This is a genomic window from Streptomyces sp. NPDC014006 (assembly GCF_043088925.1).
GTDB lineage: Bacteria > Actinomycetota > Actinomycetes > Streptomycetales > Streptomycetaceae > Streptomyces.
In genome coordinates this window covers 253,425-268,880 of sequence record NZ_JBICAJ010000011.1, presented here as the reverse complement: position 1 = coordinate 268,880, position 15,456 = coordinate 253,425, and the positions used below count along the sequence as shown (strand labels likewise).

12 protein-coding genes are annotated in these 15,456 nt (G+C 70.2%); 11 read left to right on the top strand and 1 reads right to left on the bottom strand.

Annotated elements, in window-relative coordinates:
- Window positions 1–335: 335 nt before the first annotated feature.
- The 5 genes from ACF1GV_RS32450 (at window position 336) to ACF1GV_RS32430 (ending at window position 7,452) form a co-directional block, all read left to right on the top strand.
- Entirely contained in the window at window positions 336–1,094 is a 759-nt protein-coding gene (locus ACF1GV_RS32450; protein ID WP_391687890.1) for an NUDIX domain-containing protein, read from the top strand.
- A 175-nt stretch (window positions 1,095–1,269) separates the two neighbouring features.
- A complete protein-coding gene (locus tag ACF1GV_RS32445) occupies window positions 1,270–3,288 on the top strand; it encodes an ATP-binding cassette domain-containing protein (protein WP_391688033.1) in 2,019 nt (672 codons plus the stop codon).
- Between the two features lie 164 nt (window positions 3,289–3,452).
- Complete coding sequence (locus tag ACF1GV_RS32440) at window positions 3,453–4,337, top strand: FadR/GntR family transcriptional regulator (protein WP_391687887.1); 885 nt, start codon at window positions 3,453–3,455, stop codon at window positions 4,335–4,337.
- Window positions 4,338–4,942: 605 nt separating this feature from the next.
- Complete coding sequence (locus tag ACF1GV_RS32435) at window positions 4,943–6,490, top strand: RNA polymerase sigma factor (protein WP_391687884.1); 1,548 nt, start codon at window positions 4,943–4,945, stop codon at window positions 6,488–6,490.
- Between the two features lie 134 nt (window positions 6,491–6,624).
- The gene (locus tag ACF1GV_RS32430; protein WP_391687882.1) at window positions 6,625–7,452 is read left to right on the top strand and encodes a S1 family peptidase; all 828 of its coding nucleotides are present in this window, start codon (window positions 6,625–6,627) and stop codon (window positions 7,450–7,452) included.
- Window positions 7,453–7,632: 180 nt separating this feature from the next.
- Here ACF1GV_RS32430 and ACF1GV_RS32425 read toward each other — a convergent pair whose 3' ends face one another.
- On the bottom strand, window positions 7,633–7,863 hold the full coding sequence (locus tag ACF1GV_RS32425) for a hypothetical protein (protein ID WP_363266238.1): 231 nt from the start codon (window positions 7,861–7,863) through the stop codon (window positions 7,633–7,635).
- Between the two features lie 444 nt (window positions 7,864–8,307).
- Here ACF1GV_RS32425 and ACF1GV_RS32420 point away from each other — a divergent pair, with 444 nt between their 5' ends.
- The 6 genes from ACF1GV_RS32420 to ACF1GV_RS32395 all read left to right on the top strand — a co-directional run bounded on the left by ACF1GV_RS32420 (window position 8,308) and on the right by ACF1GV_RS32395 (window position 15,413).
- Window positions 8,308–10,431, top strand: coding sequence for a type IIA DNA topoisomerase subunit B (locus tag ACF1GV_RS32420; protein WP_391687879.1), 2,124 nt, complete (start codon window positions 8,308–8,310; stop codon window positions 10,429–10,431).
- A gap of 420 nt (window positions 10,432–10,851) precedes the next feature.
- Window positions 10,852–11,376, top strand: coding sequence for a DUF1453 domain-containing protein (locus ACF1GV_RS32415; protein ID WP_391687876.1), 525 nt, complete (start codon window positions 10,852–10,854; stop codon window positions 11,374–11,376).
- On the top strand, window positions 11,373–12,524 hold the full coding sequence (locus tag ACF1GV_RS32410; protein WP_391687873.1) for a sensor histidine kinase: 1,152 nt from the start codon (window positions 11,373–11,375) through the stop codon (window positions 12,522–12,524). Before ACF1GV_RS32415 ends, ACF1GV_RS32410 begins: the two co-directional genes overlap by 4 nt.
- Window positions 12,521–13,216 (top strand): response regulator, encoded by a 696-nt coding sequence (locus ACF1GV_RS32405; protein WP_391687870.1) that lies wholly within the window; start codon window positions 12,521–12,523, stop codon window positions 13,214–13,216. The genes ACF1GV_RS32410 and ACF1GV_RS32405 overlap by 4 nt, the downstream gene beginning before the upstream one ends.
- Window positions 13,217–13,275: 59 nt before the next feature.
- Window positions 13,276–13,824: a DUF485 domain-containing protein gene (locus ACF1GV_RS32400; protein WP_391687867.1), complete on the top strand. Its 549-nt coding sequence runs from the start codon at window positions 13,276–13,278 to the stop codon at window positions 13,822–13,824.
- The gene (locus tag ACF1GV_RS32395) at window positions 13,821–15,413 is read left to right on the top strand and encodes a cation acetate symporter (RefSeq protein WP_391687864.1); all 1,593 of its coding nucleotides are present in this window, start codon (window positions 13,821–13,823) and stop codon (window positions 15,411–15,413) included. Before ACF1GV_RS32400 ends, ACF1GV_RS32395 begins: the two co-directional genes overlap by 4 nt.
- Window positions 15,414–15,456 lie beyond the last annotated feature (43 nt).

The window sequence follows — 15,456 nt, the reverse complement described above, 5'->3', positions numbered from 1 at the left end:
TCCGCTGTCCACCATGACCCGCGCTGTTTCGATCGTGATCCGGTCTGCCTCGGACTTGAGCCGGTCAGTCCGGGTGTGACCGGCCGCTCCGACCTGATCCCGGGTTCGCTTTGCGCCCGCAGATCGGTAGCCGGAATCCGGGCACAGACGGACCCGGAACGGAAGGCGGCGGACGCACTGTGCACCGCACGGCGAAAGGAACCGGACGCACGGTGCACCGCACGGCGAAAGGAACCGGACGCACGGTGCACCGCACGGCGAGAGGAAGTGGATCAGCGGGCGAAGCGGCCGACGAAGAACGTGTTTATCGTCAGGCAGACGACTATGATCGCCGCATGCCCTACGACCCGTCAGCCTTTCCGCCCTTCGCCGTCACCGTGGACCTGGTCGTGCTGACCGTGCGCCGCCATGCCCTGTGCGCGCTGGCGGTGCGCAGGGGCGAGGCGCCGTTCAAGGGACGCTGGGCACTGCCCGGCGGTTTCGTACGGGCCGATGAGGATCTGGCGCAGGCCGCAGCGCGCGAGCTGGCCGAGGAGACGGGACTGCGCGTCCACGACCCCTCGGTACCCGTCCAGGACAACGGCGCGCACCTGGAGCAGCTGGCGACCTACGGCGACCCCAAGCGCGACCCGCGCATGCGCGTCGTCAGCGTCGCGCACCTGGCGCTGGCCCCCGATCTGCCCGCGCCGCGGGCGGGCGGTGACGCCAGCAACGCGCGGTGGGCCCCCGTGGAGGAGTTGCTGCAGCAGGACGGTTACGGGCGTGACGGGGAAGCGGTCGCCCCCCTCGCCTTCGACCATGCGCAGATCCTCGCGGACGGCGTCGAGCGCGCCCGCTCCAAGATCGAGTACTCCTCGCTGGCCACGGCGTTCTGCCCGCCCGAGTTCACGGTCGGCGAGCTGCGCCGCGTGTATGAGGCGGTGTGGGGCGTCGCTCTCGACCCGCGCAACTTCCACCGCAAGGTGACCGGCACCCCGGGATTCCTGGTCCCCACGGGCGGCACCACCACCCGGCAGGGCGGCCGTCCCGCTCAGCTCTTCCGCGCGGGCGGCGCCACCCTGCTCAACCCGCCGATGCTGCGCCCCGAAGTCTGACAGTCCCCGTCAGGGGCAATGTGCTGCTCCCGGAATCCCGCGCTGCTCCCCGGGCCGTTCCGGCTGCAGGGCCACACGGGTGCTCCAGGACCTACGGGGTGCCGTACGGCGGGGACCAGCGCCGAACGTGCCCGGGATGCCCGAAAAACCCGAAATGGCGCGCTATCTTGCTGCGGTGATCCAGGCCTTCGGACTGACCAGCAATCCGCGCAAGGACCTTCCCCCCGCCGTCGACGACGTCTCCTTCGAGGCCCACGCGGGCCGCGTCACCACGCTGCTGGGCGCAGCCGGTGCCGGCAAGTCCACGGTGCTGAGACTGATGCTCGAACTCGAACAGGGCCGTGGCATCACCCACTTCAGAGGTCGCCCGCTGCACCGCATCGCCCATCCGTCCCGCGAGGTGGGAGTGGTGCTGGGTGATGTCCCCGGACATCCCGCCCGCACGGTCCGTGGTCATCTGCGCATGCTGTGCGCGGCGGCCGGAGTCCCGGCGCGTCGGGCCGACGAAGTCCTCGAAGCCGTCGGGCTCGTCAGCCTGCGTGAGGAGCGCCTCGGTACTCTCTCGCGCGGCATGGACCGCCGGCTCGGACTGGCCTGTGCCCTCCTCGCCGACCCGCACACCCTCGTCCTCGACGATCCCACCGACGGGCTCTCCGCCCGTGAGAGCCGCTGGCTGCATGGGATGCTGCGTGCGCACACCGCCCAGGGCGGCACGGTTCTGCTCACCACGACCGACCCCAAGGAGGCCGCCCGCACCGCCGACCGGGTCGTCACCCTGGAGGAGGGCAAGGTCGTCGCCGACCAGGAGGCCGCGGACTTCTCCCGGACCCGGCTGCGGCCCCGGGTGGCCGTGCGCAGCCCACACGCGCCCCGCCTGGCAGCCCTGCTCGCCAAGGAGGCCCGTACCGCCCGGCGCTCCGTGGAGGTAGTGCCCGAGGCCGGAAACCGCCTCTCCGTGTACGGCAGCACCTGCGCCGAGGTCGGAGAGATCGCCTACCGGTACGGCATCCTCGTCCACCAACTCGCCGACGAGGTCGGCGACATGGGCGCCGGCGCGGCCGCCGAACTGCGGGGTGAGGCCGCGAACGGCGCTGATCTCGGGGAGCTTGAGCGGGCGTACGGCAGCGAGGGAGATGGGGATCGGGATGCTCTGCCCGCCGCGGAGGGCGAGGCGCCGGGTGGAAACGGCGACGGGCCGGTCATCGGACCCCAGGCGACCCACGAGGCAATCGACGTCTCACCGGCCGCAGTCGCATCGAATGACGGGGCGACAGGCCTTCCCGCGGCAGCAGAAGAGCCGCCGCACGCCGAAGAGGAGCCGGACGCTGACGGCGGGCGCGGCAGTGGTGACCGCGGCGGTCAGGACGTCTCTGCGGTTCGTGCCCCCCTCCCTCCCCTCCCACCGCCCATCTCCGTCCGCCCCGCGCCCAGCCCCCTGCGCCCCCTCCGCTACGAGGTGCGGCGCGCCACGGGGATCAGCACGGGTTTCGTCACCTGCGCCGCTGTGCTGATCGTCTCCGCTCTCACCGCCGTGGTCCTGGCTCGCATCGGGCACACTCCGCAGCACCGGCTGCTCGCCGCCTGGCCGCGGGAGCTGCCCTGGCCGCCCGCGGCGCTCGGTGCCGGGTTGCTGGGCGCGCTCGCGTTCGGTGACGAGTTCCGCCACCCCGCTCTGGCGGCGGACCGCGGCACCGTGCCACGCCGGCTGGGGCTGCTCACGGCCAAGCTCCTGGTCTCCGCGGCCACGGCGCTGATGCTGGCCTTTCTCTCCGTGGGCTGCGATGCGGAAGCGCTGTACCTGTTCTACGGGCGGGAGCTCACGGAAGTTCCCGGGGACTGGCTTGTGATGTCCGCGAGTTGGGCCGGTCTGGTCGTCGGATGCGCGTGGGCCGGTGTCCTGGCCGCCGGTGTCTTCCGGTCCACGACGGCAGGGCTGGCCGCCGTGGTCGCCGTGCCGGTCGCTGTCGTACCCCTCGTACACCAGGCCGTCGCGGGAGCGTCCGTGCGAGAGGCCGCCGGGCTGTCCGCACGTATGCGTGAGGTGCTTCTGCTGCAGTGGCCCTTCGGCGGAGAGCGCTATCTGCTCGCCGCTGTTCGCTTGATCGCGCAACCTGTCGGGGGCGCGCTGATGTTGTCCCTCACGGCTCTGCTCTGCGCATATGTGCTCACCAACCTGCGCAGCCGGGTCCGCTGACGACCGTCCGTGCCTGCCCCTGCACGGGTTGTGTGCAACTCTCCCGAGGGAAGCCCATTTCTTTCCGATAAGGCGTCAATTGCGATGCGGTGAGCGATCACCCTTTCGTGTGCTTTTCACCAAAGCCCTCAAGGGAGTTGGGGGCAGCGCCGAGAAAGGAATCCGTGAGTACCCTTGCGCACACCATGATGACCGCCGCCCGTTCCGCAGACTCCGGCCTCGCCGGCCCGGGCGAACTCGACCGCTACCCCTACGCCGAGGCCCCCGCCGACCGCGTCGGCGCACCCGTCTGGGAAGGAGCGGAGCCCGAGCTCGGCCGGGTGGGCCGGCGGCCCGCGGGCAACCGCGGCCGCGGGCTGCACGGCCAACTCGTCCAGCAGCTGGGACAGATGATCGTCTCCGGTGACCTGGGTGCCGACCGCCCGCTGGTACCCGAGGAGATCGGCCAGCGCTTCGAGGTCTCCCGCACCGTCGTGCGCGAGTCGCTCCGCGTGCTGGAGGCCAAGGGACTGGTCAGCGCCCGCCCGAACGTGGGCACGCGCGTGCGCCCCGTCAGCGACTGGAACCTTCTCGATCCGGACATCATCGAGTGGCGTGCGTTCGGGCCGCAGCGTGACGACCAGCGTCGTGAGCTGCACGAGCTGCGGTGGACGATCGAGCCGCTGGCCGCACGCCTGGCCGCGGGGCACGGGCGTGAGGACATCCAGCAGCGGCTGGCCGACATGGTCGAGATCATGGGGCACGCCCTGGCGCAGGGCGACGCGCTGACCTTCGCCCGTGCCGATGCCGAGTACCACACCCTGCTCATCCAGCTCGCGGGCAACCGCATGCTCGAGCACCTCTCCGGGATCGTCTCCGCGGCCCTTCAGGTTTCCGGCGGCCCGATCGCCGGCTGTGACCGGCCGAACGACGCGTCCCTGGCGCTGCACGGCAGGATCGTCGACGCCCTCGCCGCCGCGGACGGCTCCGCGGCCGAGATGGCCATGCGGCAACTGCTCACCGTCCACCCCGAGGTGGAGCGCGTGGTTCCCGCGCCGCGCGAACACTGACCCCGTTCCGCGGACGGCCCGGCCGGGGGATGCCGCCCCCCTCCTGCGGTATCCACCGGCCGTCCGCCGCCACACCGGTCCCCGTGGGCTGCGCACCATGCCGCGGGGACCGGTGGCCGGGCGCGCTTGGTCCGGCGGCGGGACGAAGGTGACGTGGCCGCTGATTCCATCCTCTGTGGCCGCCGTTTCCACCCTCTGGCGGGGCCCGTAGTCACCGGTCGATCTCGGTGGTGCCTGTGGCTGCCGGGCGGTGCCTGTGGTCGGTGACGGAGCCCGGCGGTGTCGGTGACGGGACCGTGAACCCGAGTCGAACGGGGATTCGGCGCCCCGTCCACGGGTACAAGTGACCATGTGTGCCCGTGTCTGACCGCTTTTGAGTGCTTACGGGGTGTGACTCGGGCCACGAAGATTGGGCGTAACGCTCGTGGAAACAACGCGATGACCTAAGAGGTGACAGCCGCGGAGGGAATACGGACGCCGTTCATGGCGCTGTGCATCTTCCCGGCGCCCGCCCGCGCCGTCGGCCCATCCCCAAGCCGGTGGTCGGCTCCTGTCCGCAGTGGACGGGGCCGGAAGCCGTTTTCCAACGTTCCGAGAGGTTGTTCGTGTCGGCCAGCACATCCCGTACGCTCCCGCCGGAGATTGCCGAATCCGTCTCTGTCATGGCGCTCATCGAGCGGGGAAAGGCTGAGGGGCAGATCGCCGGCGACGATGTGCGTCGGGCCTTCGAAGCTGACCAGATCCCGGCCACTCAGTGGAAGAACGTACTGCGCAGCCTCAACCAGATCCTCGAGGAAGAGGGTGTGACGCTGATGGTCAGTGCCGCAGAGCCAAAGCGCACCCGAAAGAGCGTCGCAGCGAAGACCCCGGCCAAGCGCACCGCCAGCAGGACGGTCGCGGCGAAGACGGTGACCACCCGCAAGGCCACCGCGACGACCGCGGCTGCCCCGGAGGCGCCGGTCGACCCCGCGGCTGATCCGGTCGAGGAAGCCTCGACCGAGAAGAAGGCCGCGGCGAAGAAGGCCGCCCCCGCCAAGAAGGCGGCGGCCAAGAAGGCCGTCCCCGCCAAGAAGACGGCGGCCAAGAAGACGGCTGCCAAGAAGGACGACGCCGAGCTGGTCGAGGAAGAGGTCCTCGAGGAAGCCAAGGTCGGCGACGAGCCCGAGGGCACCGAGAGTGCCGGCTTCGTCCTCTCCGACGAGGACGAGGACGACGCCCCCGCGCAGCAGGTCGCCGCGGCCGGTGCCACCGCCGACCCGGTCAAGGACTACCTCAAGCAGATCGGCAAGGTCCCCCTGCTCAACGCCGAGCAGGAGGTAGAACTCGCCAAGCGCATCGAGGCGGGTCTGTTCGCCGAGGACAAGCTGGCGAACTCCGACAAACTGGCCCCGAAGCTCAAGCGCGAGCTGGAGATCATCGCCGAGGACGGCCGCCGCGCCAAGAACCACCTGCTGGAGGCCAACCTCCGCCTGGTGGTCTCCCTGGCCAAGCGCTACACCGGCCGCGGCATGCTCTTCCTGGACCTCATCCAGGAGGGCAACCTCGGTCTGATCCGCGCGGTCGAGAAGTTCGACTACACCAAGGGCTACAAGTTCTCCACGTACGCCACCTGGTGGATCCGTCAGGCGATCACCCGCGCGATGGCCGACCAGGCCCGCACCATTCGTATCCCGGTGCACATGGTCGAGGTCATCAACAAGCTCGCGCGCGTGCAGCGCCAGATGCTCCAGGACCTGGGCCGCGAGCCCACCCCGGAGGAGCTGGCCAAGGAACTCGACATGACCCCGGAGAAGGTCATCGAGGTCCAGAAGTACGGCCGCGAGCCCATCTCCCTGCACACCCCGCTGGGTGAGGACGGCGACAGCGAGTTCGGCGACCTCATCGAGGACTCCGAGGCCGTGGTCCCCGCCGACGCCGTCAGCTTCACGCTCCTGCAGGAGCAGCTGCACTCCGTCCTGGACACCCTGTCCGAGCGCGAGGCCGGCGTCGTCTCCATGCGGTTCGGTCTCACCGACGGTCAGCCGAAGACCCTCGACGAGATCGGCAAGGTCTACGGCGTGACGCGTGAGCGCATCCGCCAGATCGAGTCCAAGACCATGTCGAAGCTGCGCCACCCGTCCCGTTCCCAGGTGCTGCGCGACTACCTCGACTAGGTCGCGGTCGTACGACGCAGAAGGCCCGGTCTCCCGCGAGGGGGCCGGGCCTTCTCCATGGTCCAGCGGGTGCGGGGCGCCCGGAGCTGGATCACTCTGGGTGTTCCATGACGAACCCGGAGTGAGGAGTGTGCATGCGTGGTTCCATTGCCCGCGCGCTGATCCGGCCGCTGGTCCTGGCGGCCGCCGCAGGGGCCATACCGCTGATGTCCACCGCCCCCGCGTCCGCCGACAGCGTGGTGGTCGGGGGCTTCCCTGTCGATGTCGCGCAGAGTCCCTGGACGGTGGCGTTGTCCAGTCGTGACCGGTTCGGGGGTACGCGGGCAGGGCAGTTCTGCGGGGGAGTGGCGATCGGCCGCACCGCCGTGCTCACCGCCGCTCATTGCCTCGGCGAGGACGTCCTGGGCGGGCCGCCTGAGCGGCTGCGGGACTTCAAGGTCATCGCCGGGCGCACAAATCTGTTGTCGGACCAGGGCAGTGAGATCCCGGTCCGCGAGACCTGGGTCAACCCGGGCTACGACGCCGGCAGCAACACCGGTGACTTCGCGGTGCTCACCCTGTCCCGGTCGCTGCCCAGCAGTGCCGTCATCGGCATGGCCGCCGACGGCGACCCGGCGTACGCGCCCGGCACGCGCGCGCTGGTCTACGGCTGGGGCGATGTCACAGGGGCGGGAGACTACGCCGCGAGTCTGCGGGCCGCTCCCGTGCGTGTCCTGTCGGACGCGCTGTGTGAGCAGGCCTATCCAGGAAGCGGTGACGGAAGGTACGACGCCGAAAGCATGGTGTGTGCCGGTGAGCGGTCCGGTGGCAGAGACGCCTGCCAGGGGGACAGCGGAGGCCCATTGGTCGCCGAGGGGCGGCTGATCGGGCTGGTGTCATGGGGGAGTGGCTGCGGACGGGCCGGGAGCCCGGGCGTCTACACGCGCGTGTCCGGCGTCGTACGGACGCTCAGCCGTGGGTGATGGGCCCGGGGGAGCCTGAGGGTCCCTGGGTGGCGCCTCACGGCCCCTGGCCGGCTTGAGGGGGCCTGCCGACCCCTGTCCCTCTCCTGTACCTCGACGAGCACAGGCGGCCGCCCCCTTGGGGGACGACCGCCCGTGCGCCGGCCTGTGCCGGTGCTGGCTCGTCGTGGTCGCGCAGAGTCAGTGCTCTTCTTCGGAGGCGGATGCCGGAACGGCGGTCAGTCGCTCGGTCTCGTCCTGTATCTCAGCGGCGATCTTCTTGAGTTCCGGCTCGAACTTGCGACCGTGGTGGGCGCAGAAGAGCAGTTCTCCGCCACTCAGCAGGACGACGCGCAGGTATGCCTGGGCGCCGCAGCGGTCGCAGCGATCAGCGGCCGTCAGCGGGCTCGCGGAAGTCAGAACAGTAGTCACGTCGCCTCTTCTCTAGCTCGACGAGCTGTCGTACCAGGGTCAACATCCAACCAGCCCCAAAACGTTCCCGCTCGCGGCTTTTCCTCGAAAAAAATCTCCGAGAGGGTTGGCTGCTGCCGGGTTGGCGGCGAATGTGCCGTATTGCGTATCTGTCGTGTCCTACGGTTTCGCTCTGTCGGTCATGGTTCCGCCCTCCCGGCGGGATTGCCGGTTTGTTCATGAGGACGTGCCCGGAGCCTAAACGGTTCATGCCTCCCAGGGAACGTGATGTGCACTTCACCCCATCGAGGGATCGAACAAGCTTACGATCCTGCACTAGGGTGAACCGAGCACGAGGGTGGCGTTACAACGGCTCTACCAGGCCTCGGTACCCTCTCACCGGTGACCGAAGCCGGCCCCTTACCCATCAGGGCCCCATCTGAAATTCAGCGAGGAGCGAACCGCGTGACCGCCGAGACGTCCGTGTCGTCCACAGCGCTGCTGGCAGGAGCAGAGCGGGACGGATCCAACTACACCGCGCGGCACCTGCTCGTCCTCGAGGGGCTCGAGGCCGTGCGCAAGCGTCCAGGTATGTACATCGGGTCCACCGACAGCCGTGGCCTGATGCATTGCCTGTGGGAGATCATCGACAACTCCGTCGACGAGGCCCTCGGTGGCTACTGCGACCACATCGAGGTGATCCTGCACGACGACGCCTCCGTCGAGGTGCGGGACAACGGCCGCGGCATTCCGGTCGACGTCGAGCCCAAGACAGGCCTGTCCGGTGTCGAAGTCGTCATGACCAAGCTGCACGCCGGAGGAAAGTTCGGCGGTGGCTCCTACGCGGCCTCCGGCGGTCTGCATGGCGTCGGGGCCTCCGTCGTGAACGCCCTTTCCGCCCGGCTGGACGTCGAGGTGGACCGTAGCGGCCACACGCACGCCATCAGCTTCCGCCGCGGCGTCCCCGGCGCCTTCACCGGCGAGGGCTCGGACGCGAAGTTCGAGGCCAAGAGCGGACTGCGCAAGGTCAAGAAGATCCCCAGGACCCGCACCGGCACGCGCGTGCGGTACTGGGCCGACCGCCAGATCTTCCTCAAGGACGCCAAGCTCTCCCTGGAGACGCTGCACCAGCGCGCCCGCCAGACCGCCTTCCTCGTACCCGGCCTGACCATCGTCGTCCGTGACGAATACGGCCTCGGTGAGGGTGGCAGCAAGGGCGAGGAGTCGTTCCGCTTCGACGGCGGCATCAGCGAGTTCTGCGAGTACCTGGCCAGCGACAAGCCGATCTGCGACGTGCTCCGCTTCAGCGGGCAGGGCACGTTCAAGGAGACCGTCCCGGTCCTGGACGAGCACGGCCAGATGACGCCCACCGAGGTCACCCGTGAGCTGGGCGTGGACGTGGCGATGCGCTGGGGCACCGGCTACGACACGATGCTCAGGTCCTTCGTCAACATCATCGCCACCCCCAAGGGCGGCACCCACGTCGCCGGCTTCGAGCAGGCGATCGCCAAGACGATGAACGAGGTGCTGCGCGCCAAGAAGCTCCTGCGCGTCGCCGAAGACGACATCGTCAAGGACGACGCCCTGGAAGGCCTCACCGCCGTCGTCACCGTCCGGCTCGCGGAACCGCAGTTCGAGGGCCAGACCAAGGAGGTCCTCGGCACTTCGGCGGCCCGCCGCATCGTGAACAACGTGATCACCAAGGAACTCAAGGCGTTCCTCACCTCCACGAAGCGTGACGCCGCCGCCCAGGCCCGGGTGGTCATGGAGAAGGCCGTCGCCGCGGCACGCACGCGTATCGCCGCGCGCCAGCACAAGGACGCCCAGCGTCGCAAGACGGCCCTGGAGTCCTCCTCGCTGCCGGCCAAGCTGGCCGACTGCCGCAGCGACGACGTCGAGCGGAGCGAGCTGTTCATCGTCGAGGGCGACTCCGCGCTCGGCACGGCCAAGCTCGCCCGTAACTCCGAGTTCCAGGCGCTGCTGCCGATCCGCGGCAAGATCCTCAACGTTCAGAAGTCCTCCGTGACCGACATGCTGAAGAACGCCGAGTGCGGCGCGATCATCCAGGTCATAGGAGCAGGCTCCGGGCGCACCTTCGATCTCGACGCGGCCCGCTACGGCAAGATCATCATGATGACCGACGCCGACGTCGACGGCTCCCACATCCGCACGCTGCTGCTGACCTTGTTCCACCGTTACATGCGGCCGATGGTCGAGGCGGGCCGGGTCTTCGCGGCGGTGCCACCGCTGCATCGCATCGAGCTGGTCCAGCCGAAGAAGGGCCAGGACAAGTACGTGTACACGTACTCGGACCGTGAGCTGCGGGACAAGCTGATGGAGTTCCAGAGCAAGGGCGTCCGCTACAAGGACTCCATCCAGCGCTACAAGGGTCTGGGCGAGATGGACGCCGACCAGCTGGCCGAGACGACGATGGACCCGCGCCGCCGCACCCTGCGCCGGATCAACCTCACCGATCTGGAGGCGGCGGAGCAGGTGTTCGACCTGCTGATGGGCAACGACGTGGCGCCACGCAAGGAGTTCATCTCCAGTTCGGCGGCGACGCTGGACCGCTCCCGCATCGACGCGTAGCCGCTGCGCTGGACCGCGCTGGCCCGGGGCCCCTGGCCGGACGCAGCTCATGCGTCCGGCCAGGGGCCCCGGGGCGTGCCCCGCCCTGGCAGGGGATTTCGTCCTGGCAGAACCCGCGTGCTGACGGGGCGCGCTGTGGAGGAGCGACCGCGGGCAACACGACGCCGCCCCCGCACCCGCCCGAGCCGCCCTGCGCCACGAGGCGCTCACCGTAACGAGGCGCTCACCGTAACGAGGCGCTCACCGCCACCAGGAATTCTCCGCCACCAGGCGCTCTCCACCCGTGGGTGGAGGGAGCACCCTCTGTGATTCCACCCGGTTTCCACCCCCGCTCCGATCCGCCCGACCTGCGCTTTTCCGTAGCTTCATAGGCGTCGGCGGCACCCGCTGCCGGTCCCCGTTCCGCTCACGGAGGCTTGCATGTCCGGGCTCGTCAATGTGCTGGTGATGGTCGCCGTCGCCGCGCTGGTGATCGTGCGCCAGTTCAGCGCCCGCCGCGTCAGCGCCGACCGCCGCTGGTGGCTGGTTCCCGTCATCCTCGCGGCCATGGCGCTGCGCTCGCCGGGTCTGCTGGACGCCCATCACCGTGCCGGGTCCGTGATGCTGCTCGCCGCCGAACTCCTCATAGCCGCCGCGACCGGCGCCGGCTGGGCCTGGACGACCCGTATGTGGGTGGAGACCGACGGCGCCGTCTGGAGCAGGAGCACCAAGGCCAGCGGGGCAGCCTGGGCCGCCGGCGTCGCCCTGCGTCTGGGTCTCATCGGCCTCGGTCTGCTGCTGGGGATACACCAGAACAGCACCGCTCTCCTGCTCGGCCTCGCGTGCACCCTGCTCGTCCGCTCCGGGATCCTGGTCGTGCGGGCTCAGTCCCTGTTCCCGGTGACCGGCCCCGCTGCGGCGTACGGTGACGCCATGATCCGGCAGGCACGGAAGGAACGCGTGTGACGGAGAACGCCTGGACGCGCTGGCCCTCCCGGGAGGCCCTCGGCAGTGAGGGCATCTCACGGGCCCGGCGCCTGCTCACCTGGGCGGTCCGGCTCGTCGCGATCGGGGCGCTGCTGTGGAGTTCCTTCACCGGCGGCCATGTCCACGGGTGGGGCATCGCGGCCGCCGCAGGGGTCGTCTTCGCGGCCATCGCTGCCGGGTGGGCCTTCTACCGGACCACTCTCGCCCACCGGCTCGTCCCGTCCATCGTCCTGTGCCTGCTGCTCGTGGCTCTCGCGGTCGGCGCGCAGGCCGCCGAGTTCAAGGTGCCGGCTCTGGTCATCTGGTGCGGCTGCGGTGTCGCCGCGCTGGAACGGCTGCCACTCGCGGCGGCGCTCCCCGTCACCTGGCTGTCCTTCCAGGCGTACGCCACCGTCAACGACGATGCGTGGCTGACCACGGTCGTGACGACGGTCGGTCTGGCTCTCGGCGGATGCGCCCTGCGGCTGGACGCCGAGGCCCGCGGCAGCGCCCAGCGGCTGCTCGCCCAGGAACGAGCCGCCCGGGCGGCCGAGGCGGAGTCGGCGGCCCTGGCGGAGCGGGCCAGGATCGCCCGGGAGATCCACGACGTCCTCGCCCACAGCCTCTCCGCCCAGCTCGTGCATCTTGAGGCGGCCCGGCTGCTCGTCGAACGCGGCGCGGACCGCGAGCAGATCCTCGAACGCGTCGTGGCGGCCCGGGGCATGGCCCGGGAAGGCCTCGCCGAGACCCGGCAGGCGCTCTCCGCTCTGCGCGGAGAACTGACCCCGGTGGAGGACTTTCTGAGAGAGCTGGTCGGGCAGACCGACGGCGCGGAGGTCACTGTCTCGGGTGAGAGCCGGCCGCTGCCGGCGGAGGCCTCGCAGGCCGTGCGCAGGGTCGCCCAGGAGGCCCTGACGAACGTCCGCAAGCACGCGCCCGGGGCCAAGGTCGAGGTGCGGCTGGACTACACCGAGCATGAAGTGGCGCTGCAGGTGAGGGATTCGGGCGGCGGACCGGGGGAGCTGACCGGGTCGGGCGCCGGGTACGGTCTGCTGGGGATGCGCGAGCGAGCCGAGCTGCTGGGCGGGTCGCTCGACGCCGGGCCGGGTGAGAAGGGCTTCGTGGTGACGTTGAAGGTGCCGGTATGACCGAGGGGGAGGGGACGGTGTCCGCCCGTGTCGTGGTCGCCGACGACCAGACCGTCGTCCGCGAAGGCATCGTGATGCTGCTGGGCCTGTTGCCCGGAGTCGAGGTCGTCGGCGCGGCCGGGGACGGGGACGAGGCGGTGAGACTCGTCGCGGAACTGGACCCCGACGTTGTGTTGATGGACCTGCGCATGCCTCGGTGCGACGGGGTGGAGGCCACCCGGCGGATTCGAGCGGAGCATCCGCGCACCCAGGTCGTCGTCCTGACGACGTACGCCGACGACGACTCCCTGTTCCCGGCGCTGCGCGCGGGAGCACGCGGGTATCTGACCAAGGACGCGGGCGGGGACGAGATCGTGCGGGCCGTGCACAGCGTGCTGTCCGGTGATGCCGGGCTGTCCCCGAGCATCCAACGGCGCCTGCTGGAGAGGCTGTCGGAGCCCGAATCCCGGCAGCAGATGCCCGCCGAGGCGGCACCCGACGGACTCACGGTGCGGGAGACGGAGGTGCTGCTGCTCATCGCGGAGGGGCTCAGCAACCAGGAGATCGCCCGGAGACTGCACGTGTCCACCGCGACCGTGAAGACCCACATCAACAACCTCTTCGCCAAGACCGGGCTCAAGGACCGGGCGCAGGCCGTGCGATACGCGTATGCGAAGGGGCTGGCACGGCCGCCGGCCGGGGAGGTCACCTGATGGGGTGAAGAGGGCGGGGAAAAGAGTTGGGGATCTTCCCGTTCTGTCCATCCTTGGGCATGCAGTCAAGCAAACGTCGTCCAAGCGGGGGCGGTTCAGAAGGTTCCACCGCGCACGAGCAACGCCCTGCCCCCTTCGGTGTCGGCGCTCCGGAGAGCGCCCGGCATGACGACCCCTGGTACGACGCGCTCGCCTCGGGATGGGGCGAGTCGGTCGCCGGCGCGGCGTCGGCCGTCACCGTTCCGGCCGCGCGCCGGGAGCCGACGCAGGTGGCCGCGGCCGACGTCTACCTCGAAGTGCAGCGCAGCGCGGCCTTCCAGGAGGTCCGCAGCCGGTACCGAAGGTTCGTGATTCCGGCGGTCGTCGGCTTCCTTCTCTGGTACGTGGGGTACGTCGTGGCGGCGACGGCCGCGCCCGGTTTCATGGCGCGCCGGGTGGCGGGTGCGGTGAACGTGGCGATGCTCGCCGGGCTCGGTCAGTTCCTCACCACGTTCCTGCTCACCTGGGCCTACGCGCGCCACGCCCGGCTGCGCCGGGACCGGGCCGCACTCGATCTGCGCTGGGACACCCAGGAGATGACGCGCGGTGCCCGAGGCGGTGCCGTATGACCGGAAACCACCACACGCTCGCGCTGGCGCTGTTCAGCGTGTTCGTCGCCGTCACGCTGGCGATCACGACCTGGGTGAGCCGTCACCGGCACGGTTCGGCCGAGGAGTTCTACGCCGGGGGACGGCTCTTCTCGCCGATGGAAAATGGTTTTGCCATCGCGGGCGACTACATGTCGGCCGCTTCTTTCCTCGGTATCTCCGGACTCATCGCGCTGTACGGCTACGACGGCCTTTTGTACTCGGTCGGGTTTCTCGTGGCATGGCTGGTGGTGCTCTTCCTGGTCGCCGAACTGGTGCGCAACTGCGGGCGGTTCACCCTCGCGGACGTGGTCGCCGCCCGCATGCGGGAGCGGCCCGTGCGGATCGCGGCGGGAACTTCCTCGGTCACCGTGTCCGTTCTCTACCTGGTGGCGCAGATGGTGGGCGCGGGCAGCCTGGTCGCCCTGCTCCTGGGGCGTTCGAGCGGGGCGGCGCAGTCCTGGGCCGTCATCGGCGTGGGCGCACTGATGGTGATCTACGTGTCCTTGGGAGGGATGCGGGCCACCACATGGATCCAGATCGTCAAGGCCGTGATGCTGCTCGGCGGCACGGTCGCGCTGACCGTGCTCGTCCTCGTCCGCTTCCACGGCGACTTCGACCGGCTGCTGCTCACGGCGGCCGACCGCAGCGGGCACGGAGACGCGTTCCTGGCCCCCGGACTGCGCTACGGCGCGAACTGGACCGCCCGGTTGGACTTCATCAGCCTGGGCCTGGCGCTGGTGCTGGGCACAGCCGGGCTGCCGCACATCCTGGCCCGCTTCTACACCGTGCCCACGGCCCGGGCCGCCCGTCGCTCGGTGGTCTGGTCGATCGGCCTCATCGGCGGTTTCTACCTGATGACGATCGTCCTCGGCTTCGGCGCCGCCGCGATCGTCGGCCCGCAGGCGGTACGGCAGTCCAACGCGGCCGGGAACACGGCGGTGCCGCTGCTGGCGCTCGACCTCGGTGGCGGCCTCGACTCCACGGGAGGCACGGTGCTGTTCGCGGTCGTCACCGCCGTGGCCTTCGCGACGATCCTCGCCGTGGTCGCCGGTATCACGCTGGCCTCGTCCGCCTCCGTCGCCCACGACCTGTACGCCTCGCTGCGCCGCCGTACGAGCAAGCAGCGCAGTGAGGTTGCCGTCGCCCGGGCCGCGGCCGTCGGCATCGGCGTGGTCGCGATCGCCCTGGGACTACTGGCCCGCGACCTCAACGTGGCCTTCCTGGTCGGGCTGGCCTTCGCCGTCGCCGCGTCCGCGAACCTGCCGGTGCTGCTCTACTCGCTGTTCTGGCGCGGCTTCACCACGCGCGGCGCGGTGTGGGCCGTCTACGGAGGCCTGCTCCCGGCCCTGCTGCTCGTCATCCTGTCCCCGGTGGTCTCCGGCGGGCCCAACTCCCTCTTCCCGGGCGTCGACTTCCAGTTCTTCCCGTTGGAGAACCCCGGCCTGGTGTCCATCCCGCTGGGCTTCCTCGCCGGCTGGCTGGGCACCGTCACCTCCACGGAGGCCACGGACGAGGCCAAGTACGCGGAGACCGAGGTGCGTTCGCTCACGGGCGCGGGAGCCGCCTAGGCTCGCTACTTCGGCGGCCGTCGGGGTGCCTTATTGGTTTGCC

What these genes read in the sequence shown, in the direction of transcription:
- ACF1GV_RS32450 (WP_391687890.1), top strand. Translation starts at nt 336, where the DNA reads ATGCCCTACGACCCGTCAGCCTTTCCGCCCTTCGCCGTCACCGTGGAC.
- ACF1GV_RS32430 (WP_391687882.1), top strand. Translation starts at nt 6,625, where the DNA reads ATGCGTGGTTCCATTGCCCGCGCGCTGATCCGGCCGCTGGTCCTGGCG.
- ACF1GV_RS32415 (WP_391687876.1), top strand. Translation starts at nt 10,852, where the DNA reads ATGTCCGGGCTCGTCAATGTGCTGGTGATGGTCGCCGTCGCCGCGCTG.
- ACF1GV_RS32405 (WP_391687870.1), top strand. Translation starts at nt 12,521, where the DNA reads ATGACCGAGGGGGAGGGGACGGTGTCCGCCCGTGTCGTGGTCGCCGAC.
- ACF1GV_RS32400 (WP_391687867.1), top strand. Translation starts at nt 13,276, where the DNA reads ATGCAGTCAAGCAAACGTCGTCCAAGCGGGGGCGGTTCAGAAGGTTCC.
- ACF1GV_RS32395 (WP_391687864.1), top strand. Translation starts at nt 13,821, where the DNA reads ATGACCGGAAACCACCACACGCTCGCGCTGGCGCTGTTCAGCGTGTTC.